The organism is Variovorax sp. J2P1-31 (genome assembly GCF_030317215.1).
Classification (GTDB): domain Bacteria; phylum Pseudomonadota; class Gammaproteobacteria; order Burkholderiales; family Burkholderiaceae_C; genus Variovorax.
In genome coordinates this window covers 260,010-281,070 of the sequence record NZ_JASZYA010000004.1, presented here as the reverse complement: position 1 = coordinate 281,070, position 21,061 = coordinate 260,010, and the positions used below count along the sequence as shown (strand labels likewise).

At 70.5% G+C, this 21,061-nt stretch carries 22 protein-coding genes; 5 read left to right on the top strand and 17 right to left on the bottom strand.

Annotated elements, in window-relative coordinates:
- Positions 1 to 64 precede the first annotated feature (64 nt).
- Positions 65 to 451 carry a DUF2845 domain-containing protein gene (locus tag QTI20_RS26810; RefSeq protein WP_286555324.1) on the bottom strand — a complete coding sequence of 129 codons (387 nt, stop codon included), beginning with the start codon at positions 449 to 451 and terminating at the stop codon, positions 65 to 67.
- A gap of 355 nt (positions 452 to 806) precedes the next feature.
- On the opposite strand from QTI20_RS26810, the gene QTI20_RS26805 reads away from it, so the two are divergent.
- Positions 807 to 1,262 (top strand): HIT family protein, encoded by a 456-nt coding sequence (locus QTI20_RS26805; protein ID WP_286555325.1) that lies wholly within the window; start codon positions 807 to 809, stop codon positions 1,260 to 1,262.
- On the opposite strand, the gene QTI20_RS26800 is transcribed toward QTI20_RS26805, so the two are convergent.
- From QTI20_RS26800 to QTI20_RS26785, 4 genes are all read right to left on the bottom strand, one after another.
- Positions 1,259 to 2,287, bottom strand: a complete 1,029-nt coding sequence (locus tag QTI20_RS26800) for a MerR family transcriptional regulator (protein WP_286555327.1) — start codon at positions 2,285 to 2,287, stop codon at positions 1,259 to 1,261. The genes QTI20_RS26805 and QTI20_RS26800 overlap by 4 nt on opposite strands.
- A 9-nt stretch (positions 2,288 to 2,296) precedes the next feature.
- The gene (locus QTI20_RS26795) at positions 2,297 to 2,905 is read right to left on the bottom strand and encodes an NUDIX hydrolase (protein ID WP_286555328.1); all 609 of its coding nucleotides are present in this window, start codon (positions 2,903 to 2,905) and stop codon (positions 2,297 to 2,299) included.
- Between the two features lie 2 nt (positions 2,906 to 2,907).
- Positions 2,908 to 3,420, bottom strand: coding sequence for a P-loop nucleotide/nucleoside kinase family protein (locus tag QTI20_RS26790; protein ID WP_286555329.1), 513 nt, complete (start codon positions 3,418 to 3,420; stop codon positions 2,908 to 2,910).
- A gap of 186 nt (positions 3,421 to 3,606) precedes the next feature.
- Positions 3,607 to 3,912 (bottom strand): hypothetical protein, encoded by a 306-nt coding sequence (locus tag QTI20_RS26785; protein ID WP_183028624.1) that lies wholly within the window; start codon positions 3,910 to 3,912, stop codon positions 3,607 to 3,609.
- Between the two features lie 50 nt (positions 3,913 to 3,962).
- Between QTI20_RS26785 and QTI20_RS26780 the strand changes: the two genes are divergently transcribed.
- Together QTI20_RS26780 and QTI20_RS26775 are read left to right on the top strand one after the other, a co-directional pair.
- Entirely contained in the window at positions 3,963 to 5,519 is a 1,557-nt protein-coding gene (locus QTI20_RS26780) for a CYTH and CHAD domain-containing protein (RefSeq protein WP_286555331.1), read from the top strand.
- A gap of 137 nt (positions 5,520 to 5,656) precedes the next feature.
- The gene (locus QTI20_RS26775; RefSeq protein WP_286555333.1) at positions 5,657 to 6,817 is read left to right on the top strand and encodes a YihY/virulence factor BrkB family protein; all 1,161 of its coding nucleotides are present in this window, start codon (positions 5,657 to 5,659) and stop codon (positions 6,815 to 6,817) included.
- 22 nt (positions 6,818 to 6,839) lie between these two features.
- On the opposite strand, the gene QTI20_RS26770 is transcribed toward QTI20_RS26775, so the two are convergent.
- Both QTI20_RS26770 and QTI20_RS26765 read right to left on the bottom strand, forming a co-directional pair.
- The gene (locus QTI20_RS26770) at positions 6,840 to 7,634 is read right to left on the bottom strand and encodes a transglutaminase-like domain-containing protein (protein WP_286555335.1); all 795 of its coding nucleotides are present in this window, start codon (positions 7,632 to 7,634) and stop codon (positions 6,840 to 6,842) included.
- An 85-nt stretch (positions 7,635 to 7,719) separates the two neighbouring features.
- Positions 7,720 to 10,170 (bottom strand): catalase, encoded by a 2,451-nt coding sequence (locus QTI20_RS26765; protein ID WP_286555337.1) that lies wholly within the window; start codon positions 10,168 to 10,170, stop codon positions 7,720 to 7,722.
- 150 nt (positions 10,171 to 10,320) lie between these two features.
- Here QTI20_RS26765 and QTI20_RS26760 point away from each other — a divergent pair, with 150 nt between their 5' ends.
- Positions 10,321 to 11,637, top strand: a complete 1,317-nt coding sequence (locus tag QTI20_RS26760; RefSeq protein WP_286555338.1) for an Nramp family divalent metal transporter — start codon at positions 10,321 to 10,323, stop codon at positions 11,635 to 11,637.
- A 20-nt stretch (positions 11,638 to 11,657) separates the two neighbouring features.
- Here the strand turns inward: QTI20_RS26760 and QTI20_RS26755 are convergent, their stop codons facing one another.
- The 10 genes from QTI20_RS26755 to QTI20_RS26710 all read right to left on the bottom strand — a co-directional run bounded on the left by QTI20_RS26755 (position 11,658) and on the right by QTI20_RS26710 (position 20,025).
- Complete coding sequence (locus tag QTI20_RS26755; RefSeq protein ID WP_183028630.1) at positions 11,658 to 12,854, bottom strand: ABC transporter substrate-binding protein; 1,197 nt, start codon at positions 12,852 to 12,854, stop codon at positions 11,658 to 11,660.
- 29 nt (positions 12,855 to 12,883) lie between these two features.
- Complete coding sequence (locus QTI20_RS26750; RefSeq protein WP_286555339.1) at positions 12,884 to 13,591, bottom strand: ABC transporter ATP-binding protein; 708 nt, start codon at positions 13,589 to 13,591, stop codon at positions 12,884 to 12,886.
- On the bottom strand, positions 13,578 to 14,342 hold the full coding sequence (locus QTI20_RS26745; RefSeq protein ID WP_183028632.1) for an ABC transporter ATP-binding protein: 765 nt from the start codon (positions 14,340 to 14,342) through the stop codon (positions 13,578 to 13,580). Before QTI20_RS26745 ends, QTI20_RS26750 begins: the two co-directional genes overlap by 14 nt.
- Positions 14,335 to 15,345, bottom strand: coding sequence for a branched-chain amino acid ABC transporter permease (locus QTI20_RS26740; protein WP_183028633.1), 1,011 nt, complete (start codon positions 15,343 to 15,345; stop codon positions 14,335 to 14,337). Before QTI20_RS26740 ends, QTI20_RS26745 begins: the two co-directional genes overlap by 8 nt.
- Positions 15,342 to 16,211: a branched-chain amino acid ABC transporter permease gene (locus QTI20_RS26735; protein WP_183028634.1), complete on the bottom strand. Its 870-nt coding sequence runs from the start codon at positions 16,209 to 16,211 to the stop codon at positions 15,342 to 15,344. Before QTI20_RS26735 ends, QTI20_RS26740 begins: the two co-directional genes overlap by 4 nt.
- A gap of 218 nt (positions 16,212 to 16,429) precedes the next feature.
- Positions 16,430 to 16,600: a hypothetical protein gene (locus QTI20_RS26730; protein ID WP_183028635.1), complete on the bottom strand. Its 171-nt coding sequence runs from the start codon at positions 16,598 to 16,600 to the stop codon at positions 16,430 to 16,432.
- A gap of 35 nt (positions 16,601 to 16,635) precedes the next feature.
- Positions 16,636 to 18,033: an ATP-dependent RNA helicase DbpA gene (gene dbpA / locus QTI20_RS26725; protein ID WP_286555340.1), complete on the bottom strand. Its 1,398-nt coding sequence runs from the start codon at positions 18,031 to 18,033 to the stop codon at positions 16,636 to 16,638.
- A gap of 23 nt (positions 18,034 to 18,056) precedes the next feature.
- Positions 18,057 to 18,323: a translation initiation factor IF-1 gene (gene infA / locus QTI20_RS26720; RefSeq protein WP_183028637.1), complete on the bottom strand. Its 267-nt coding sequence runs from the start codon at positions 18,321 to 18,323 to the stop codon at positions 18,057 to 18,059.
- A gap of 52 nt (positions 18,324 to 18,375) precedes the next feature.
- The gene (locus QTI20_RS26715) at positions 18,376 to 18,633 is read right to left on the bottom strand and encodes a hypothetical protein (RefSeq protein ID WP_183028733.1); all 258 of its coding nucleotides are present in this window, start codon (positions 18,631 to 18,633) and stop codon (positions 18,376 to 18,378) included.
- A gap of 336 nt (positions 18,634 to 18,969) precedes the next feature.
- Positions 18,970 to 20,025 (bottom strand): sugar phosphate isomerase/epimerase family protein, encoded by a 1,056-nt coding sequence (locus QTI20_RS26710; protein ID WP_286555342.1) that lies wholly within the window; start codon positions 20,023 to 20,025, stop codon positions 18,970 to 18,972.
- Between the two features lie 145 nt (positions 20,026 to 20,170).
- Between QTI20_RS26710 and QTI20_RS26705 the strand changes: the two genes are divergently transcribed.
- Positions 20,171 to 21,058, top strand: a complete 888-nt coding sequence (locus QTI20_RS26705; RefSeq protein WP_286555344.1) for a gamma-glutamyl-gamma-aminobutyrate hydrolase family protein — start codon at positions 20,171 to 20,173, stop codon at positions 21,056 to 21,058.
- Positions 21,059 to 21,061 lie beyond the last annotated feature (3 nt).

Sequence of the window (21,061 nt, the reverse complement as noted above, 5' to 3'; positions counted from 1 at the left end):
CCACGGGAACGCCGCTGCACTTGACGTAGGCCGGCGCCATCCCTGCGCCGTCCGGCGCGGGTTGTCAGCGCATGCGGTCGCCGTCGCGCACCGATTCGACCGCGCCGTTGTAGAGCCGCACGATGCCCAGGAAGGAGCCCGGGCCGCGGTCGTAGGTCCAGTCTTCCATCGGCACGCACTGGGGCAGCAGCAGCGCATCGGGGCCCTGGCGGCGTTGCGAGGGGACGATCCAGCCCAGCTGGTAGGTCGGCACGCAGATGCTCTCGCGGTCCAGCGGCTGGCCGCACTTCTGCAGCACCGACACGCGGGAATCGCCCCGGCTCACCAGGTAGCCGTTGCAGCCCAGCGACTGGGCCTGGGCCGCCGGCGCGAGCAGGGCGGCCGCCGCGGCCAGCAGCCAGGGCGTGGCCCGAAGTGCAGTGCGGCGCAGGGCCAGGGTGGGAACGCGCATGGAGAGGAATGTCATGTCCGGGAGGGGGCGGTATGCGCTCATTTTGCGTCATGGGGCGATGGCACCATGACCCCCGCGGCCGTCCTCCCGCCAAGGCCTGTGCCATGCCCCGCCGATGCTGCTGGAACCTGGCGATCGGCGTGGTCACGGGCGCGCAGGCCTTGCTGCTGCTGCTGCTGCCCTTCGCGCTGTGGCGCGACGGCGGCACGCACAGCGCGGCCGAACGGTGGCGGCTGGCGCTCGCGGTGGCCTGCGTGGCGCTGGCCTGGCCTGGCCTGGGCGCGGGGCTGCCTATCATGCGGGCAGCGCGCCGTGTCCACCGGCGCTTCGCCCTCAACCCTCGGAGACCCCGCCCATGCCCATGTTCGTCGACACCTCCCCGCCGGGACACTGCATCTTCTGCCGCCTGGTGGCGGGCGAGATCCCGGCGGCGCGCGTGTACGAGGACGCGCTGACCGTCGCCTTCATGGACATCGGCCAGGTCAACCCCGGCCATGTGCTGGTGGCGACGAAGCGACATGCGGCCAACCTGTTCGAGCTCACGCCCGCCGAAGCCGCGGCCGTGATGCAGACCGCGCAGAAGGTGGCGGGCGCGGTGCGCGACGCCTTCGACCCGCCGGGCCTGACGCTGCTGCAGGCCAACGGCCCCGAAGGCGGCCAGACGGTGTTCCATTTCCACCTGCACGTGGTGCCGCGCCATGCCGACGACGGCGTCGGCCTCGGCTGGCCGCGCAAGGAGCCGGGGCCGCAGGTGCTGCAGGGCTATGCGCAGCGGCTGCGCGACGCGCTGGCCGGTGCTTCGGCCGCCTAGGCGGCGGGCGGGCGCCAGGCGATGACGCCTTCGGTGCGGGCCCGGACCTCGGGCGCGGCCAGGCAGGTCGCGACGGCCTCGTAGCCGGGCGCACCCGGAAAGGGCAGCACCCGCGTGGGCGGGCTGTGGTTGGCGGGGCACAACAGGATCGCCACATGGGCCCCCACGGCCGCCAGGTCCAGCATCGCGCAGGAACGGGTCATGAGGAACAGCGGCCGGGCATCGGGCCCGCGGGCGTGCAGATGGGCGGCCAGCGCCCGTTGCGTGGCGCCGTCCAGGCCCTGCTCCACCAGGTCGACCACCCACGCCGCCGGGCCTTCGTCGGCCAGGCCGGCGAGCAGCGCGACCAAGGCCTCCGAGGCGCTGGCGCCCTCCTCGACCAGCCGGGCCAGCGTCTGCTCGACGCGCCAGCGCAGGGCCGGGTCGGCGTCCAGCTTCGCCCGCGCGCGGCCGTCGGTGGCCCGTTCCAGCCCCAGGAAGGCGGCGCCCGGCAGGACTTCCGCCAGGCGCAGCGCCAGCCGCGTCTTGCCGCTGCTCAAGGGGCCGACGATGTAGTTGAGCGGCCGGATGTCATGCAGCCTGAACAGCTCGCCGCCCCAGGGCCAGGGCAGTTCGAATTCGACGCCGAGGCCGGACCGCGCGTGCTGCAGGCGCGTCAGCTCCTCGACCGTGGGCCGGTGGCCCCGTTCCAGCTCGGCCCGCAGGCCGCGCACCCGGTCGATGGTGCCGGCCAGCTGGCGCACGCGGCCCTCGAGCGCGGCCTGGTGGGCCGCCAGTGCCGGCGCCAGGTCGTCGGCCTCGCCCAGCAGCACGCCGGCCACCTGCGCGAGGCTCAGGCCCAGCGCGCGCAGCGCCACGATGTCCGCGGCCCGCTGCATCTGCGCCGGGCCATAGGCGCGCCAGCCGGCGGCGTTGCGCTCGGGGGCCACCAGGCCGCGCTCTTCATAGAGACGCAGCGCCTTGGCGGACACGCCGAGCCTTCGGGCGGCCTGTCCGGGGTTGAGGAAGCGAAGGGAAGCCGTCAAGAAATCACCTCATCGGTTGGGATCGAAGGGTGCGTTTCTAGGGGCGGCCGCAGGGGCCGGGTCAAGCAGGGCGCGCAGCTTGGGCACCAGGTGCTGCATGCGCCGGCCCGGGAGCGCGAGGAAGTCGGCGATGGGCATCCATTCCACGCCGTCGACCTCCTCCAGCTGAGGCCGGGGCGTGAAAGGACGCGTCGCCACCACCGCGAACAGGACGTCGTGGTGCCGGTGCGCGCCCTCGCCCTTGGCCGGGCGGGCCGCGATCGCGTGGGTGTCGATGTCCAGCGCCTGGCCGTCCCACAGCGCCTGCGTGTCGGCGGCCGGCAGGCCGGTCTCCTCTTCCACCTCGCGCAGGCCGGACGCGAACAGGCTGGCCGAATCCGGCTCGACATGGCCGCCCGGCTGCATCCAGCTTTGGTAGACCTTGTGATGGATCAGCAGCACATGACGGAGGCCGGCATCGAAGACCAGCACGCTGGCGGTGATGTGGCCCGCCATGTTGGCGCGGCTGAAGATGTCCTCGTCGTGCGCGATCTGCGCGCGCAAGGCGCGCAGGCGCTCGTGCTCGCCCGGGTGGCGGGCCAGGTAGTGCGCGAATTCGTCCCGGGTCCTTGCGTGCATGCTCATTCGTGGCGGATGACGTGGAAGCCTTCGTCCGCCGTGGGGGCGACGAAGTGGCGGCTGATCTGATCGAACTCGGCGTCCGTGGTTTCGAAGGGGTGCCCGCCCGCGAGGTTGCGTGCGCGCAGCCGGGCCTTGCACACGTCGTCGGGCACGTCCAGATGGTGCAGGCGATGGGGCGCGCCCGCCTTCTCGAACACGCTGCGGGCCCAGCGCCGGGTCGCCACGGTGTTCGACGGGAAGTCCAGCACCACCGAGGTGCCGGCCGAGAGCAGCGCCTCGACGTGGCCGGCCATGGCCTCGCGCAGCCGGCCGGCGCAGCGCACATAGTCCGCGAGCGCGTGGATCTCGCCCGGGTAGAGCCGCGCGAGCCAGTCGTCCTCGCTGATGCGCACGGTGTTCGGCGCCGCCGCGAGGCGCTGGGTGAGCGTGGACTTGCCGGCGCCGATCTTGCCGCAGACCAAGTGCAGCACGGCGGGCGTGGAAGGCTTCGAAGGCGTGTCGGTGGCTTGCATCTTTTTCAATCTCCAGTGACGTTGAGGGCACCCCGGGAGACAGAAAAAAACCCGCCTCGGGGGGCGGGTTTCGGAGGGCTGCTGCAGCCGCGCGTCAATCCACCCTCTTTCGAATGGTGCGAATGATCGACGCGATGCGCGGGCAGGCCATGGCCGGAGCATAGTCGATGACGGCGCCCGGCGGGTTCACCACGGGCTCTGCCAGCCCAGCAGCTCGGCCAGCCGCGTGACGATCCAGCGGGCCTCGTCGGCCGAGACACCCGACTCGGGCGTGGCCAGGCCGTCGTGGATGCGGTGCAGCACCTCGTCCTCCGAGGGCACCTCGACGTGCGCCAGGATGCGCGCGTGCTCGGTCAGGTGGGTCGCCAGGTCCTCGCACACCTCGTAGCGCTGGCGCACGTGGTCGATGGGTTCGCGCAGGCGCTGGCGCGCCGGGTCGGCATAGAGCGCGAAGAAGGAGGGCGGGATATCGATCTGGTACGCGTCGGACATGCAGGCGATCATGCCCGACACTGTTGTGCATTTTCTCGAGCTCGACCGCCATGGAAATCGAATTCAAGTTCCACATCCCCGCCGAGCGGCTCAAGGCCGTCGAATCGGCCGTGCGCCGCGCCCCGGTGCAGCGCACGCGGCTGCAGGCGCGCTATTTCGACACCGCCGACGGCACGCTGGCAGCCCACGGCGCGGTGCTGCGGCTGCGCAAGGAGGGCCGCCGCTGGGTGCAGACGGCCAAGGCGCTGGGCGACGGGCCGCTGCACCGGCTCGAGCACAACGTCGACCTGGGCCTGGCGCGCGCCGGCGACGCGTCGGTGCCGGACCCGGGGCGCCATGCGGGCACGCCCGTGGGCGAGCGCCTCGCGGCGCTGCTGGCCAAGGCCGACCAGCCGCTGCAGCCGACCTACGGCACCGACATCTGGCGGCTCACGCGCCAGCTGCGCAGCGGGTCCACCGTGGTCGAGCTGGCGCTGGACACCGGCACCATCACCGCGCACCCGCCGGGCATCGCCGCGCCGCGCACGGCCGCGGTGTGCGAGCTCGAGCTGGAGCTGGTGCGCGGTCCGGTCGAAGGCCTGGTGGCGCTGGCGCAGCGCTGGTCGCGCACGCACCGGCTGTGGTTCAGCACCGTCTCCAAGGCCGAGTGCGGCGAGCGCCTGCTGGCGGGCACGGGCACGGGCACGGTGCCGGCGGTCAAGGCCGCGCCGCCGCGCTTCGGCGAGGGTGAGCAGGGCTTTCCCGATGGCCCGGCGCTGCAGCGCGCCGTGCTCGCGTCCTGCCTGGCGCAGATCCTGCCCAATGCCAGCGAGATCGCGGCCGGCAGCGAGGACGCCGAACAGCTGCACCAGCTGCGCATCGGCATCCGCCGCCTGCGCACCGCGCTGCGCACGCTCGAGGCGCTGGGCCCGGGCTTCGACCCGGCCTGGACGCCGCCGCTGGTCGCGGTGTTCCAGGCGCTGGGCGCGCGCCGCGATGCCGAGCTGCAGCAGCAGTCGCTCGCGCTGCCGCTGCACGAGGCCGGCGTGCCGCCGATCGCGTGGCCGGCGGACCAGGCCGATGCACCGGCGCCCGGCGACGCGGTGCGCGCGGCGGCCTTCCAGGCGGCGCTGGTCGGGCTGATCGGCTTCACGGCGCAGGCGCTCACGCGCGGCGCCGACGCGCCGCCGCCGGAAGGCGCCACCCCGGCCGAGGCGCGCCGCCAGGTGCGGGCGCTGCTGCGCAAGCTGCATGCGCGCGTGGTGCGCGACGGCGAGCACTTCGCTTCGCTCGATGCCGAGGCCCGGCACGCGGTGCGCAAGCGGCTCAAGCGGCTGCGCTACCTGGCCGAGTTCGTGGCGCCGCTGTTCGGCCCCAAGCGCGCCGAGCGCTACCTGCGCCGGCTCGGCCCGGCCCAGGACGCGCTGGGCTGGTTCCAGGACGAGCAGGTGGCGCTCGAGTCCTGCTTCGAAGCGGCCGAGGGCGCCACGCCCGAGGAGGCGCCGCCGCTGTGGTTCGCCATCGGCTGGCTGTCGGCCCGGCAGCCCGAGGGTGTGCGCAGCAGCGGCAAGGCCTTGCGGCAGGTCGACAAGGCGCGGCCCTTCTGGCGCAAGCGGGCCAAGGGCTGAAGGTCGGCGACTGGCGGCGCGCTGCCTGCGCATCGTCTTTGGCCTACTCCAGCTTCCGCGCTTGACGTCACCGGCGGTCGCACCGGCCGGGTCACAGTGGGCGTTCGCCTCCCACCCTGCCCTTGCCGGTCGCCGCCATGAAGCCCCAACACCTGTTCGCCCTGTGCCGCAAGGCCGTCACGGCCTGGATCGACGATTTCGCGCCCAGCATGGGCGCCTCGATCGCCTACTACACCGTGTTCTCGCTGGCGCCGCTGCTGGTGATCGTGATCGCCATCGCGGGCGCGGTGTTCGGCCGCGAGGCGGTCCAGGGCGAGATCGTCGCGCAGCTGCAGGGCCTGATCGGGCGCGACGGCGCGATCGCGGTCCAGGGGCTGATCAAGAGCGCCGACGCGCCCGCGCGCGGGCTGGTGGCGGGCGGCATCAGCATCGTGGTGCTGCTGGTCGGCGCGACCACGGTGTTCGCCGAACTGCAGAGCGCGCTCGACCGCATCTGGCACGTGCCCGAGGCCGACAAGCCCAGCGGCGTCTGGGCGGTGCTGCGCGCGCGCGTGCTGTCCTTCGGCCTGATCCTCGGGCTGGTGTTCCTGCTGATGGTCTCGCTGCTGGTGAGCGCGGGCGTGGCGGCCTTCGGCGGCTGGGCCGGCGGGCTGATGCCGGGCTGGGAAGTGCTGCTTCAGGGCTTGAACGTGCTGATCTCGCTGGCGATCACGACCGTGCTGTTCGCGATGATCTTCAAGTTCATGCCCACCGCCGCGATCCGCTGGCGCGACGTCTGGGTCGGCGCGGTCGTGACGGCGGTGCTGTTCGAGGTCGGCAAGATGCTGATCGGCCTCTACATCGGCAAGAGCGGCGTGGCCGAGTCCTTCGCCGCCGCCGGCTCGCTGGTGGTGCTGCTGGCCTGGGTCTACTACGCCGCGCAGATCTTCCTGCTGGGGGCCGAGTTCACCAAGGTCTATGCCGACGAGCACGGCTCGGTGGCCGGCGCCAAGGCGGTGGCCAGCACGCGCGCCACGGCCGCGGCGGCCGAGGCCGGCACCGACGCGGCGCCCGCGGCGGTGGCCGCCGGTGCGGTGGCGCCGGGGGCCGGGCCGAAGGCACCGCGCGCACCGAGCGACGAGGCGACGCTGGCACGCACAGCCGAGACGCAGCGCCAGATCGCGTTGCGGCTGCAGAAGACCACGTCCCAACTGACGCGCCAGGTGGCGGTGCTCGCGCTCGCGACACTGGCCAGCGGGGTGGTCGCGCGCTGGCAGAAACGCCAGCGCCGTGCCGCGCGCCGGGCGCGTCAGCACTGAGGCGACGACCGCGTGGGCGGGCTCAGGGCAGCGGCGTGTCCAGGTGCTGCACCGTGACGCGCATCTCGCCCATTTCCAGTGGCCCGTAGTTCGAGACGAAGGCCACGTCGGCCGCGTCGCGGCCGTAGGCCACCACGATGCGCCCGCCCAGCGGCTGGGCCTGGGTGGCATCGAAGGTGTACCAGCGGCCGTCGATGAAGGCCTCGAACCAGGCGTGCATGTCCATCGGGTCGAGGGTGTGCAGGTAGCCCACCACCATCCGGGCCGGGATCTTGAGCGCGCGCGTGAAGCCCACGCCCACGTGCGAGAAATCGCGGCACACGCCCGCGCCGTGCGCCAGCGTGTCGAGCGCGTCGGTGGTGGCGTCGCTCACGCCGTACTGGTAGACCAGGTTCGAATGGATCCATTGGCGGATCGCCTCCACCTGGTCGTAGCCGGGCGCGGCGTCGCCCACGATCTCGAGCGCGCGGGCTTCCATCTTGTCGGAGGGGCAGTAGCGGCTCTGCAGCAGGTAGAGCAGCGCATCGTCGGGCAGCCGGTCGACGGGCGTGGGCGGCGCGCCGGGCGTGACGCGGATGTACTGCTCGGTCTCCATCACCATCTCGACCTCGATGCGCATCTCGCCCTCGGGGATGGTCAGGCGCTGGCACAGGTTGCCGTAGCTGTCGACGTACTCGGTGGTGCGCACCCAGGGCGAGAGCTCGTAGCGCTCGCTGATCATCCATTGCGCCAGGCCGCTGCGCGGGCGCAGCATCGCGACCACGGGGCAATCGACCGCGGCCTTCACGGTCATGGTGCAGTTGGCTTGGAGCTTCATTCGTCGATCTTCGGAAGGATTGGAAGCGCCGCAACGTGCCACGCGGGCATGGCGCCCGCGTGACCGCCAAAGTCGACGAATCCGGTCAGACCCGCGGCGGATCGCTGTCGCGCGCCGTGTGCCGGTGCTGGCCGACCGCCGCGATGAAGTCGGCCGTGGCCGCCTCGATGTGGGCGCTGTCGGCCAGGATCAGGCCGGGGTCGGCCGCGCCGTCGGGCAGGGTCAGCGGCACGCCGGCCTCGCTCAGCAGCGCCTGCGAGGCACCCAGCGCGAGGATGGTCTTGCAGTGGCGGTACTGGTCCTTGACGAAGTCCAGCGTGTGGGCGACCGCGGCCAGCGCCTCGGCCGCGCCCTCGCCGTCGGGCAGCACCAGCGCATCGAACAGGAAGCCGGGGCTGTTCTCCATCGAGGCGTCGGCCTCGAAGACTTCGCCCGTGGCCGCGGTGAAGCGGCCCAGGCGCGGCCCGACCAGCCGCGGCACGGCGCCGGCTTCGAACAGCGCGGCCTGCAGTGCGGCGAGCGACGGACCGTCGACGCCGTCGGCCACCAGCAGCGCGATCTTGCGCGAGCGGATGCCGCCGTCGCCGGGGCGCGCCATCAGCGAGAGCGCGGGCGAGCGCTCGACCTCGGGCGTGGCGGGCGTCTCCAGCGCGCGCGGCAGCGCCGGCGGCACTTCCATGCCCAGGCCGGCCGCAACCTGCGCCGCCAGCGCGGGCGAGGCGTTGACCAGGCCCGCGATCACGCGTTCCCGCACCGCGGGCACGGTCACCTTCGACAGCTCGAAGCGGAAGGCGGCCGCGATGTGGGCCTGCTCGACCGGCGTCTGGCTCTCGAAGAACAAGGTGGCCTGCGTGTAGTGGTCGGCGAACTTCTCGGGCTTGGCGCGCACCTTGTCGCTCGATGCCTGCGCATCGATGCGCTTGGCCACGCTGGTGAAGCCCTGGGCCGCGCCGGCCTGGAAGGGACAGCCGCCGGCCAGCGAGTTGGGCTCGTAGGCCACGCGGCCGCGGTGGATCGCCTGGCGGTGCATGCCGTCGCGCTGGTTGTTGTGCACCGGCGCGATCGGCGCGTTGATCGGCAGCTCGTGGAAGTTCGGGCCGCCGAGCCGGCTGATCTGCGTGTCGACGTAGGAGTGGATGCGCCCGGCCAGCAGCGGGTCGTTGGTGAAGTCCAGGCCCGGCACGATGTGCGCGGTGCAGAAGGCCACCTGCTCGGTCTCGGCGAAGAAGTTGTCGGGGTTGCGGTTGAGCACCATGCGGCCCACGATCTGCACCGGCACCAGCTCCTCCGGCACGATCTTGGTCGCGTCGAGGATGTCGAAGCTGAAGCCCTCGGCCTGTTCCTCGGTGAAGATCTGCAGGCCCAGTTCCCACTCGGGGTACTCGCCCGCGTCGATGGCTTCCCAGAGGTCGCGGCGATGGAAGTCCGGGTCCGCGCCCGAGATCTTCACCGCCTCGTCCCACACCAGCGAATGCGTGCCCAGCTTGGGCTGCCAGTGGAACTTCACGAACACCGATTCACCGGCCTCGTTGACCAGGCGGAAGGTGTGCACGCCGAAGCCCTGCATCATCCGGTAGCTGCGCGGGATCGCGCGGTCGCTCATCTGCCACATCAGCATGTGGGTGGATTCGGGCATCAGGCCGACGAAGTCCCAGAAGGTGTCGTGGGCCGAGGCGGCCTGCGGCATGCCGTGGTGCGGCTCGGGCTTGACCGCGTGGACCAGGTCGGGGAACTTGATCGCGTCCTGGATGAAGAACACCGGCATGTTGTTGCCCACCAGGTCCCAGTTGCCTTCGTCGGTGTAGAACTTGACGGCGAAGCCGCGCACGTCGCGCGCCGTGTCCTTGGAGCCGCGCTCGCCGGCCACGGTCGAGAAGCGCACGAACACCGGCGTGATCTTGCCGGCCTCGGCGAACAGCGAGGCCTTGGTGTACTCGGTCAGCGGCGCATAGGCCTCGAAGAAGCCGTGCGCGGCCGAGCCGCGCGCATGCACGATGCGCTCGGGGATGCGCTCGTGGTCGAAGTGCGTGATCTTCTCGCGCAGGATGAAGTCCTCGAGCAGCGCCGGCCCGCGCACGCCGGCCTTGAGCGAGTTCTGGTTGTCGGCCACCGGCACGCCCTGGTTGGTCGTGAGGCGCTGGCCCGAGGAATCGACGCGCACGCGGTCCAGCGTGTCGATGGTGGCGTTCACGCCTTCGGCCGCGACCGTGCCGGTCTTGTCCGAGGGGTTGGCTTCCGACAGCGTGCTGCCGCCGGGCAGGCGCGAGGCCGGTGTGGCGCTCAGGCCTCGCGGCGGCGTCGGCGCATTGGCTTCGCCGTGTTCCAGCGGCTTGTTGGTGTTGGCCGGCATCGCGGCCACCAGTGCCTGTGTGTCCGCGGCCCGCTGGGCCGGCAGATCGCCAGGGGCTGCGTTGGGCGGCGCCGGATGGGCCGGGCCGCTGTCGGTGTTGCGGGCGGCGGTCTGGGCTGCGACGGCCGTGGCGGGGTCGACCGGCGAGGGCGCGGGTCGTTGTGCGGGAGCGCGGGATTTGGCCATGGCGGTGGGATTTCCGGGTGAATTCAGGTGGGGGGGAGCGCCACGCTAGGCAGCGCACCCCGCCCGGCCTGTAGGACGCCACCCCCGCTTGCCACGGGTGCTGTCCCATGCGGCCGATCCGCTCTGGCAGCGGGCCCTATCATCCGACGCATGTCCTTGCTGCCCCGCAACGCCACGGCGCCCTTCTGTCCCTCCGAAGTCAAGGGCAGCATCGCCGTCGATCCCGGCCTGCCCCTGCACCGCAAGCTCTGGCGCTACGCCGGCCCCGGCCTGCTGGTGTCGGTGGGCTACATGGACCCCGGCAACTGGGCCACCGACATCGAGGCCGGCTCCAAGTACGGCTACGGCCTGCTCTTCGTGGTGCTGCTGGCCAGCCTGGCGGCCATGCTGCTGCAGACGCTGTGCGTGCGGCTCGGGCTGGTGGCGCAGAAGGACCTGGCGCGCGCCTGCCGCGAGCACTACTCGCCGCGCGTCAACCGTTTTCTCTGGCTGGGCGCCGAGCTGGCCATCGTGGCCTGCGACCTGGCCGAGGTGCTGGGCAGCGCACTCGCGCTGCACCTGCTGTTCGGCGTGTCGATTCCGGTCGGCATCGCGATCACCGCCTTCGACACGCTGCTGGTGCTGGGCCTGCAGGGCGCGGGCTTCCGCCGGGTCGAGGCCATCGTGCTGGCGCTGGTGCTGACCATCGCCGGCTGCTTCGCGGTCGAGCTCGCGATCTCGCAGCCCAACTGGTTCGGCGTGGTGATGGGCTTCGGCCCCAGCCTCGCACGGCTGCAGCAGCCCGGCGCGCTGTACCTGGCGATCGGCATCGTCGGCGCCACCGTGATGCCGCACAACCTCTACCTGCACTCCTCGATCGTCCAGACCCGGCTGCTCGACCACACCGAGGCGGCGCGGCGCGAGGCGCTGCGCTTCTGCACGCTGGATGCGGTGGTGTCGCTGTCGCTGGCGCTGCTGGTCAACGCCGCGATCATGGTGCTCGCGGCCAGCGCCTTCCACGCCAGCGGCCACCAGGAGGTGGCCGACATCGAGGACGCCTACCACCTGATCGAACCACTGGTGGGCAGCGCGCTGGCGGCCACGCTGTTCGGCATCGCGCTGCTGGCCTCCGGCCAGAGCTCGACCTTCACCGGCACCATCGCAGGCCAGATCATCATGGAGGGCTTCCTCGACCTGAAGATCCCCTGCTGGCAGCGCCGGCTGATCACGCGCGCGCTGGCGCTGGTGCCGGCCTACCTGGGCGTGCGCTGGTTCGGCGACGGCGGCATCGGCAAGATGCTGGTGCTGAGCCAGGTGGTGCTGAGCTTCCAGCTGCCCTTCGCGATCTGGCCCCTGGTGCGCTTCACCAGCGACCGCGCGCTGATGGGCGAGCACGCCAACGGCCCCGTGATGAAGGCCTCGGCGTGGACGCTGTTCGCCGTGATCAGCGTGGCGAACGTGTGGCTGGTCGCCACCGTGCTCGGCTGAGCACGGCGGACTTCACCGCCTCACTTCATCAGGTCGCTGAGGTTCACCGGCTTGATCTTGCCGCCTTCGACGGTGGCCACCAACGGGTCGAGCAGCGTGCCGCCCGTGGCGTCCACGCCGCGGAAGTCGGCCGCATTGACCTCCTTGGGCAGCTTGGTCATGGCCTCGCCGATCTTGGCGCGGATGGCGGCGGCGTCGCTCGTGCTGCCGGCCAGCTTCATCGCGCCGGCCAGCGCATGCGTCATCGCGTAGTTGTAGGAAGACTCGGTGGTGGGCGCCTTGTCGGCGCCGTAGGCCGCGCGGTAGGCCGCGGCGAAGGTCTGCGGGCCGACGCGCACGTCGTCCGACACCGGCAGCACGCCGATCGAGCCCTCGAGCGCGCCCAGGCCGCCCGTGACCTTGGCCATCTCGTCGAACTTGGCCTGGTCCATGATCAGGAAGCCGCCCTTGAAGCCCAGTTCGCGCGCCTGCTTGGCGACCAGTGCCGAGGGCTCGGACGGGCCGCCGATGAACAGCACGTCGGGCTTCTCGGCCAGCACGCGGCTCACGCCGCTGTAGAAGTCGGCCGAACGGTTGTACGACATGGGGTTGTTCGACACCACGGTGCCGCCGGCCTTCTTCCAGGCCGGCTCGAACAGCGCGCTCCAGTTCTTCGCGTACTCGTGGTCGCCCGGCAGCATGCCGACCTTCTTGCCGAACTTGGCCATCTCGTAGCGCGTGAAGGGCTCGATGTAGCCGGCGAAGGTCGGCGGAATGCGGATCGTCAGCTTGTTGCCGGTCTCGGTGATCTTGGGCGTGCTGGAGTAGGCCAGCACGATGAACTTCTCCTGCTCGTTGAAGGCCTGCATCGCGTAGATGCCGCCCGAATGCGGCACGAACACCGCCGGCGTCTGGTACTGCTGCACCAGGCGGCGCGAGTTGATCGCGGCCTCGGCCGGCGCGTACTTGTCGTCGAGCGCGACCAGCTCGAGCTTGACCTTCTTGCCCGCCACCTCGAGGCCGGCCGCGTTGATCTCCTTGAGCGCCATCTCGATGCCGTTGACCACGTTCTTGCCGTAGAGCGCGGCGCCGCCCGACAGCGGGCCGGTGAAGCCGATCTTGACCACGTCCTGGGCCGAGGCGGCGCCGGCGCCGAGCGTGGCGAGCAGGGCCACGGCCAGCGGCAGGGCCGCCAGGCGACGGCGGGGCAGGCCAGCGGGGGAAATCTCGTTCTTCATGGGTGTTGTCTCCGGTGTGAAAAAGAAAATCAGGCGCCGATGTAGGCGGCCCGGACGGCTTCGTTGTTGAGCAGCGAATCGCGGTCGCCCTCGAGCGTGATGCGCCCGCGCTCGATCACGTAGGCACGGTGCGCGATGGCCAGCGCCGAGAAGGCGTTCTGCTCGGCCAGCAGCACGGTGGTGCCGGCCTGGTTGATGCGCTGGATGACCTCGAACACCTGCTTGACCACCAGCGGCGCCAGGCCCAGCGAGGGCTCGTCGAGCAGCAGCACCTTGGGCCGGCCCAGCATCGCGCGGCCGATGGCCACCATCTGCTGCTGGCCGCCCGACAGCGAGCCGGCGGGGTCGTCCTGCTTCTTCTCGAGGATCGGGAACAGGCCGAACACCTCGTCGATCGAACGCCGGATGCCGGCCTTGTCGCCGCGGTGCACATAGGCGCCGAGCTCCAGGTTCTTGCGCACCGTCATCATCGGGAACAGCTTGCGGCCCTCGGGGCACTGCACCAGGCCGGCCTGCACGATCTGCGCGGTGCGCATGCCCGCGATCTCGCGCTCGGCCAGCCGGATGCTGCCGGCGCTGGGCTTGTGGATGCCGCTGGCCGCCATGAAGATCGAGGTCTTGCCCGCGCCGTTGGCGCCCAGCAGCACCACCAGCTCGCCCGCCTCGGCATGCAGCGTGAGGCCCTGCAGCGCGCGGAAGCTGCCGTAGTGCAGGTCGACGTTCTCAAACCGCAGCATGGTCGGCTCCCAGGTAGGCTTCGATCACCTGCGGATCGCGGCGGATCTCCGCGGGCGTGCCCTCGGCGATCTTGGCGCCGTTGTTCAGCACCACGATCTTGTCGGCCAGCCGCATGATCATGTCCATCTTGTGTTCGATCAGGCACACGGTCTTGCCGTGGTCGACCAGCTTGCGGATCAGCGCCGCCAGGCCGACGGTTTCCTCGGGGTTCACGCCGCCCGCGGGCTCGTCCAGCAGCAGCAGTTCGGGGTCGGTCGCGAGCGCCAGCGCGAAGGCCACGCGCTTGCGCTCCTCCTGCGTGATGTCGGCCGCGATGCGGTGCGCCACGTGCGACAGCCCGACGAAGTCCAGCGCCTCGCGCGCCTTCTCGCGGCACAGGCGTTCTTCCTCCCGCAGCCGGCGCGAGTTGACCAGCACGTCCCACAGCCCCGACCGCGTGCGCAGCCGGTGGCCCACGATCAGGTTGTCGAGCACGGTGGCGTTGTCGAACAGGTGCGTGCTCTGGAAGGTGCGCGCGATGCCCAGCCGCGCCACGTGGTCGGGCCGCAGCCCGGTCACGTCGCGCTCCTTGAACACGATGCGCCCCGAGGTCGGCGGGTGCGTGCCGGCCACCAGGTTGAAGAAGGTGGTCTTGCCCGCGCCGTTGGGGCCGATGATGGCGCTGACCTGGCCGCGCTCGAAGCGCGTCGTGACGTCGTCGACCGCGGTCAGGCCGAAGAACTGCTTGGTGAGGCCGGTGATCTCAAGCATGGGACGGGTCCTCCTTGGCCGGCGCTGCAGGGGGAGTTGCAGGGGCCGGCGCCAGCGCCGCCGCACGCCGCGCGCGGCGCTTGAGCCAGGTGCCGACCAGGCCGTCGGGCAGGAAGATGATCAGCGCGATCAGCACCGGCCCGAAGACCACCATGCGGTAGTCCTGCAGGAACTGCAGGCTCTGCGTGAGGTAGGTCACCAGCAGCGTGCCCACCAGCGGACCGAGCAGCGTGCCGACGCCGCCCACCAGCACGAACATCACCAGGTCGAAGGTCACGACCTCGCTCGCCAGGTCGGGCCCGAGAAAACGCACCTGGCCCGCGTAGAGCGCGCCCGCGAAGCCCGCATACACCACCGACAGCACGAAGGACAGGGTCTTGGTGCGCATCAGGTCGATGCCCAGCGCCTCGGCCAGCTCGTCGCTGTTGCGCACCGCCATGAAGCTGCGGCCCAGCAGCGAGCGCACGATGCGCGCCATGACCCAGATGCCCAGCACCAGGAAGGCCAGCACCAGGTAGTACTGCGACAGCGGCGTGCCGAACTGCACCGGCCCCAGGCCCGGCGGCGAGGGGATGCCCATGATGCCCACCGGCCCGTGCGTGAGGCTTTCCCACTTCTCGATCAGCAGGAACATGATGTAGCTCACGCAGAGCGTGAAGATCGAGAAGTAGTGGCCCTTGAGGCGCAGCGACAGCAGGCCCACGAAGAAGCCCAGCACCGCGGTCACGCCGCCCGCGAGCAGGAAGGCGATCCAGAACGGCACCTGGTGGTCGACCGTCAGGATGCCCACCGTGTAGGCGCCCACCGCCATGAAGGCGCCGTGCGCGAGGTTGAACTGCCCCGTGTAGCCGGTGATCAGGTTCAGGCCCAGCGCGGCGATGGCCATGATGAAGGCCTGCGTCGCGACCGAGATCAGGTAGTTGTTCTGCGCGAACAGCGGGAACACCAGCGCCGCCAGCGCCAGCAGGGCCCAGCCGGTGCGGCCTTCGAACAGCCGGCTCATGCGCGCGCTCCCTTGGGCGTGAACAGGCCCTGCGGCCGGAACGACAGGATCACCACCAGCAGCACGAAGGCGATGATGTCCTTGTAGTCGGTGGAGAAGTAGAAGCCGCCGAAGCTCTCGGCCAGCCCGATGATCAGCCCGCCCACGATGGCGCCGGGGAAGCTGCCCATGCCGCCCAGGATGATGATCACGAAGGCCTTGGTGATCACCAAGTGGCCCATCGCCGGGTAGACCAGGTTGATCGGCGCGTACAGCACCGCGGCGATGGCCGCCAGCGCGCCCGAGATCGCGAACACCAGCAGCTTGACCCGGGTGGCGTCGATGCCCACCAGCGCCGCGCCCTGCGGGTTCTGCGCCATCGCGATGATGGTCGAGCCGGTCACGGTGCGGGTGAGGAACAGGTGCAGCACCGCCACCAGGCTGAAGGCGCCGACGATGATCAGCAGCCGCTGCAGCGGCGCGGTGAGGCCGAAGATCTCGACGATCTGGCCGTAGGGCGTGGGCATGCGGTGGAAGTCGGCGCCGAACATCGCCTGCGCCCCGGCCTCGAGGAACAGCAGGATGCCGATGGCCGCGATCATGTCGTGCAGCTCGGGCGCGTTGCGCAGCGGGTGGAACACCAGCCGGTCGGCCAGCATCGCGATGGCCGCCACGATCACCGCCGCGCCGGCCATCGCCACCCAGTAGTTCAGGCCCAGCTTGACCATCAGGTAGTAGCCGGCGAAGGCGCCCGACATGTAGAACGCGCCATGGGCGAAGTTCGGCACGTGCAGGATGCCGTAGACCAGCGTCAGGCCCAGGGCCACCAGGCTGTAGACCCCGCCGACCGTCAGGCCGTTGAGAAGTTGCTGAAAGAACAGTTCCACGTCGATCCCTCGCAAAAGACCCCGGGCCGTGCCGCGTCGTCGGCGGCACAGGGGCAAGCGAGGCATTGTGGGGACCGGGTCGGGGCCGGTCGACTGAGGTTTGCCCGCGGTACGGTCGCGTCTGCGACTTTCTACCGAAGGGTAGGTTCAGGCGGACGCCCCATGAAAAACGCGCCCGAAGGCGCGTCGTTCACGGAGCGGTCCGAAGGGGCTGGAGATCAGCCGCCCTTCTTGGCGCGCTTGCCGGGGTTCTTCTTGCTGCGCGTGGCGACGCCGCGTTCCAGGCTGACCTTCTGGCCGCCACCCATCTTGGGCAGGCTGAAGCCCGGCAGCGGGGTGGGGGCGGGGGTGGCAATGCGGTCTGCCTCGGTGCGAATTTTCTTGGGCATGGTAGCTCGGGATAAAAAAGGGTCGAAGGGCGTAATTAAGCCACATCGTCGAGCAGCCGTACCTTGACGGACTTGCCCTTGACACGGCCGGTGGACAGTTTGTGGGCCGCTTCGCGTGCAATGCGACGGTCGACAGCCACATAGGTGGAGAACTCGTTGACGTTGATCTTGCCCACCTGCTCCTTGGTGAAGCCGGCGTCGCCGGTGAGCGCGCCCAGCACGTCGCCGGCGCGGATCTTCTCCTTGCGGCCGCCGACGATCTGCAGCGTGGACATCGGCGGGCGCAGCGGTTCGCCGGTGCCGGGCGTGAGTTCGGCCAGCGCATGCCAGTCGGATTCGCGGCCCTGCAGCTGCTCGATCTTGCCGACGCTGCCCATCTCGTCCATCGAGGCCAGGTTCAGCACCAGGCCTTCGGCGTCCGCGCGGCCGGTGCGGCCGATGCGGTGGATGTGGATCTCCGAATCGGGCGTCACGTCGACGTTGATCACGGCTTCGAGCTGGGCGATGTCCAGGCCGCGCGCGGCCACGTCGGTCGCCACCAGCACCGAGCAGGAGCGGTTGGAGAACTGCACCAGCACCTGGTCGCGCTCGCGCTGCTCCAGCTCGCCGAACAGCGCCATCGCGCTGAAGCCCTGTGCCTGCAGCACCGCGACCAGGTCGCGGCATTGCTGCTTGGTGTTGCAGAAGGCCAGCGTGCTCTGCGGGCGGAAGTGGTCGAGCAGCAGCGACACCGCGTGCAGCCGGTCGTTGTTCTTGACCTCGTACCAGCGCTGGACGATCTTGCCTTCCTCGTGCTGGGCGGCCACGGTGATCTGCTGCGGCGCCTTCATGAACTGCGCCGCCAGCTTGGCGATGCCTTCGGGGTAGGTGGCCGAGAACAGCAGCGTCTGACGCTCGGGCGGGCACTGGCGCGCCACCGTCACGATGTCCTCGAAGAAGCCCATGTCCAGCATGCGGTCGGCTTCGTCGAGCACCAGCGTGTTGAGCGCCTCGAGGCTCAGGTTGCCGCGTTCGAGGTGGTCCATGATCCGGCCGGGCGTGCCGACCACGATGTGGGCGCCGTGCTCGAGGCTGGCGTTCTGGCCGCGCAGGGCGACACCGCCGCACAGCGTGACGACCTTGATGTTTTCCTCGGCGCGCGCCAGCCGGCGGATCTCGGTCGTGACCTGGTCGGCCAGCTCGCGCGTGGGGCACAGCACCATCGCCTGCACCGCGAAGCGGCGCGGGTTGAGGTTGGCCAGCAGGGCGAGGGCGAAGGCCGCGGTCTTGCCGCTGCCGGTCTTGGCCTGGGCGATCAGGTCCTTGCCGAGCAGCGCCACGGGCAGGCTGGCCGCCTGGATGGGCGTCATCTGCAGATAGCCCAACTGCGTGAGGTTGGCGAGCGTCTGCGGCGCGAGCGGCAGCGAGCCGAAACCGGTGGCGGAACCTGTCACTGGGATGCGTCTCTGGTCGTCGATCAACGGCGCGGTGCGCCGCCGTTGTTGGTGGGCGGCGGGCCGCGGCGTTCCAGGTGGCGGAAGGTGATCCGTCCCTTGGTCAGGTCGTAGGGCGAGAGCTCGAGCGACACCTTGTCGCCCGCCAGGATGCGGATGTGATGCTTGCGCATCTTGCCGCCGCTGTAGGCGATCAGTTGGTGACCGTTGTCGAGCGTCACGCGGTAGCGCGAGTCGGGCAGGACTTCCGTCACTGCGCCGTTCATTTCGATCAGTTCTTCCTTGGCCATGAATTACCTCTGAAAAGTTGTCGTGATGATGATGGGAAAAGCCGTGTGCCGCTCAGGCGGCGCAATGCATTGGAGTGTGCTGCGGGACGGTGCGTTCACGCACCCAGCCCAGCCCCTGGTCGACCGCGTAGCGCAGCGCGGCGCCGTGGCTCGAGAAATGGGGCGTGAAGCGCATGACGCGGTCGTGCATGCCGCTGCCGCGGCCCGAGCGGATCGACACGGACGCGGCGAAGCGACCGTCGTCCAGGTTCTTGATGAGCGGCGAGACGAGGTACTTGCCCACCGCCACGCTGTGTTGAATGATGTCCATGAAAGCCTTCGCGCATTGCGACGCCGCAATACGCTGAAAATAATTGAAAACGGGCGCGGGCCGGCCGCTGGAGGCTTCAAAAAAAGCACCCGGGGACGCAGACAGCGCGAAATTCGCTTCAACAGGAACGAAGGCAGTGGTGGCAATCATGGGCGCCCGGTCTGGCGCTCCAACACACTGTATTGGGCCGGCTTGAAAGTGAGGCGCCTGACGATCCGGGGATCGGCCAGGTCAGCCGGCAGGATGACGAAGTGCTTCGTCGTGGTATCGAAACGAACCGCACATTCTACCCGATCTGGCACAAGTGTTGCTAATTGGCGTGACAACGGCACGACATCAGCCGAGGCCGAGCATCTGCCGGTTGGCCGCCCGGTCGACCCCGCCGGCGGCGAAATCGTCGAAGGCGCGGTCGGCCACGCGGATGATGTGGTCGGCGATGAAGGGCGCGCCTTCGCGGGCGCCGTCCTCGGGGTGCTTGATGCAGCACTCCCACTCCAGCACCGCCCAGCCGTCGAAGTCGTAGGTGGCCATCTTCGAGAAGATGGCGCCGAAATCGACCTGGCCGTCGCCCAGCGAGCGGAAGCGCCCGGCGCGGTTCACCCAGGACTGGAAGCCGCCGTAGACGCCCTGCTTGCCGCTCGGGTTGAACTCGGCGTCCTTCACGTGGAAGGCCTTGATGCGCTCGTGGTAATGGTCGATGTAGGCCAGGTAGTCGAGCTGCTGCAGCAGGAAGTGGCTCGGGTCGTAGAGCAGGCAGGCGCGCGGATGCTGGCCCACGCGCTCGAGGAACATCTCGTAGCTCACGCCGTCGTGCAGGTCCTCGCCCGGGTGCACTTCGTAACAGACGTCCACGCCCACGTCGTCGAAGGCATTGAGGATCGGCAGCCAGCGCCGGCCGAGCTCGTCGAAGGCCTCGTCGATCAGGCCCGGCGGCCGCGGCGGCCAGGAATACAGGTAGGGCCAGGCCAGCGCGCCCGAGAAGGTGGCGTGGGTCTTCAGGCCCAGCCGCGCCGAGGCCCGGGCCGCGAGCATCAGCTGCTCGACCGCCCACTGCTGGCGCGCGACCGGGTTGCCGCGCACCTCGGGCGCCGCGAAGCCGTCGAAGCCGGCGTCGTAGGCCGGGTGCACCGCCACCAACTGGCCCTGCAGGTGGGTCGACAGCTCGGTGATCTGCAGGCCGTGCCGGGCCAGCGTGCCCAGCACCTCGTCGCAGTAGGCCTGGCTCTCGGCGGCCTTCTTGAGGTCGAACAGGCGCGCGTCCCAGCTGGGGATCTGCACGCCCTTGTAGCCCAGGCCCGCGGCCCAGCCGGCGATGGCGTCGAGCGAGTTGAACGGGGCCGTGTCGCCGGCGAACTGGGCCAGGAAGATGCCCGGGCCTTGGATGGTCTTCATCGCGGTGTCCTCATGGGGGGCGCAGTCCGTCTGCGGTCTGCGCAACACGAAAGCATATAGGCATGTCGTCCGACTGGCCTGCGGCGCCGCGCCGCGCCACAATGGCTTTCCGTCTCTGTACGCCGCGCCGCCCGCGGCCACCGCCATGCCTCAGAACGTTGCCGGTCGATTGAAGATCGGCCTCTCCGCCTGCTTCCAGCACGCCGACCCTTCGCGTTCCCTGTTCACCAACAAGACCCTGCAGTACGTCGAGCAGTCGATCGCGCACTGGCTGATGTCCGCCGGCGCCATGGTGGTGATGGTGCCCTGCCCGACCGGCGAGACCGCGCGCGGCGACACCAAGCTGTCGCACTACGCCGAGTGGCTCGACGGCGTGGTGATGCACGGCGGCGCCGACGTCTGGCCCGGCAGCTACGGCGAGGTGCCGATGCGCGACGCCTGGGTCGGCGACCGCATCCGCGACCTCTACGACCTGGCGCTGGTCGAGGCCTTCGAGCAGGCCGGCAAGCCGATCTTCGGCGTCTGCCGGGGTTTGCAGCTGATCAACGTGGCCTTCGGCGGCACGCTGTTCCAGGACATCGAGACCCAGCACCCCAACGCGCTGCGCCACCGCGACCCGGTGAGCTACGACCAGAACTTCCACGACATCGTGCTGGTCGAGGGCTCGCAGCTCTCGCGCATGTACCCGGGCGTGCAGCACGCGCGGGTCAACAGCATCCACCACCAGGGCATCAAGGACCTGGCGCCGGGCTTCGAGGTCGAGGCCTGGAGCTACCCCGACCGCGTGCCCGAGGCGATCCGCCGCGTGAGCGGCCGGGCCGGCCGCGGCTACATCGCCGCCACCCAGTGGCACCCCGAGTTCCACAAGGCCGGCAGCACCATCAGCACGGTCGACGACACGGCCATCCTCAACGACTTCCTCGGCGCCTGCGCTGCGGCCCGCGTGCAGCCGCACCGGCCGCACCGCAGCGCGCCCGGCAAGATCCGCGACCGCGCGGCGCGCATGCTGCGCCAGGCGCTGCTGCGGCGCTGAATC

Excerpts from the sequence above, each read along its gene's own strand:
- QTI20_RS26740 (WP_183028633.1), bottom strand. The coding sequence starts at position 15,345 with ATGAGCCGGCTGTTCGAAGGCCGCACCGGCTGGGCCCTGCTGGCGCTG.
- QTI20_RS26715 (WP_183028733.1), bottom strand. The coding sequence starts at position 18,633 with ATGGACATCATTCAACACAGCGTGGCGGTGGGCAAGTACCTCGTCTCG.
- QTI20_RS26760 (WP_286555338.1), top strand. The coding sequence starts at position 10,321 with ATGTCCTTGCTGCCCCGCAACGCCACGGCGCCCTTCTGTCCCTCCGAA.
- QTI20_RS26765 (WP_286555337.1), bottom strand. The coding sequence starts at position 10,170 with ATGGCCAAATCCCGCGCTCCCGCACAACGACCCGCGCCCTCGCCGGTC.
- QTI20_RS26790 (WP_286555329.1), bottom strand. The coding sequence starts at position 3,420 with ATGCAAGCCACCGACACGCCTTCGAAGCCTTCCACGCCCGCCGTGCTG.
- QTI20_RS26775 (WP_286555333.1), top strand. The coding sequence starts at position 5,657 with ATGAAGCCCCAACACCTGTTCGCCCTGTGCCGCAAGGCCGTCACGGCC.
- QTI20_RS26780 (WP_286555331.1), top strand. The coding sequence starts at position 3,963 with ATGGAAATCGAATTCAAGTTCCACATCCCCGCCGAGCGGCTCAAGGCC.
- QTI20_RS26750 (WP_286555339.1), bottom strand. The coding sequence starts at position 13,591 with ATGCTGCGGTTTGAGAACGTCGACCTGCACTACGGCAGCTTCCGCGCG.
- QTI20_RS26705 (WP_286555344.1), top strand. The coding sequence starts at position 20,171 with ATGCCTCAGAACGTTGCCGGTCGATTGAAGATCGGCCTCTCCGCCTGC.
- QTI20_RS26745 (WP_183028632.1), bottom strand. The coding sequence starts at position 14,342 with ATGCTTGAGATCACCGGCCTCACCAAGCAGTTCTTCGGCCTGACCGCG.
- QTI20_RS26755 (WP_183028630.1), bottom strand. The coding sequence starts at position 12,854 with ATGAAGAACGAGATTTCCCCCGCTGGCCTGCCCCGCCGTCGCCTGGCG.
- QTI20_RS26730 (WP_183028635.1), bottom strand. The coding sequence starts at position 16,600 with ATGCCCAAGAAAATTCGCACCGAGGCAGACCGCATTGCCACCCCCGCC.
- QTI20_RS26770 (WP_286555335.1), bottom strand. The coding sequence starts at position 7,634 with ATGAAGCTCCAAGCCAACTGCACCATGACCGTGAAGGCCGCGGTCGAT.
- QTI20_RS26810 (WP_286555324.1), bottom strand. The coding sequence starts at position 451 with ATGCGCGTTCCCACCCTGGCCCTGCGCCGCACTGCACTTCGGGCCACG.
- infA (WP_183028637.1), bottom strand. The coding sequence starts at position 18,323 with ATGGCCAAGGAAGAACTGATCGAAATGAACGGCGCAGTGACGGAAGTC.
- QTI20_RS26785 (WP_183028624.1), bottom strand. The coding sequence starts at position 3,912 with ATGTCCGACGCGTACCAGATCGATATCCCGCCCTCCTTCTTCGCGCTC.
- QTI20_RS26795 (WP_286555328.1), bottom strand. The coding sequence starts at position 2,905 with ATGCACGCAAGGACCCGGGACGAATTCGCGCACTACCTGGCCCGCCAC.
- QTI20_RS26710 (WP_286555342.1), bottom strand. The coding sequence starts at position 20,025 with ATGAAGACCATCCAAGGCCCGGGCATCTTCCTGGCCCAGTTCGCCGGC.
- QTI20_RS26805 (WP_286555325.1), top strand. The coding sequence starts at position 807 with ATGCCCATGTTCGTCGACACCTCCCCGCCGGGACACTGCATCTTCTGC.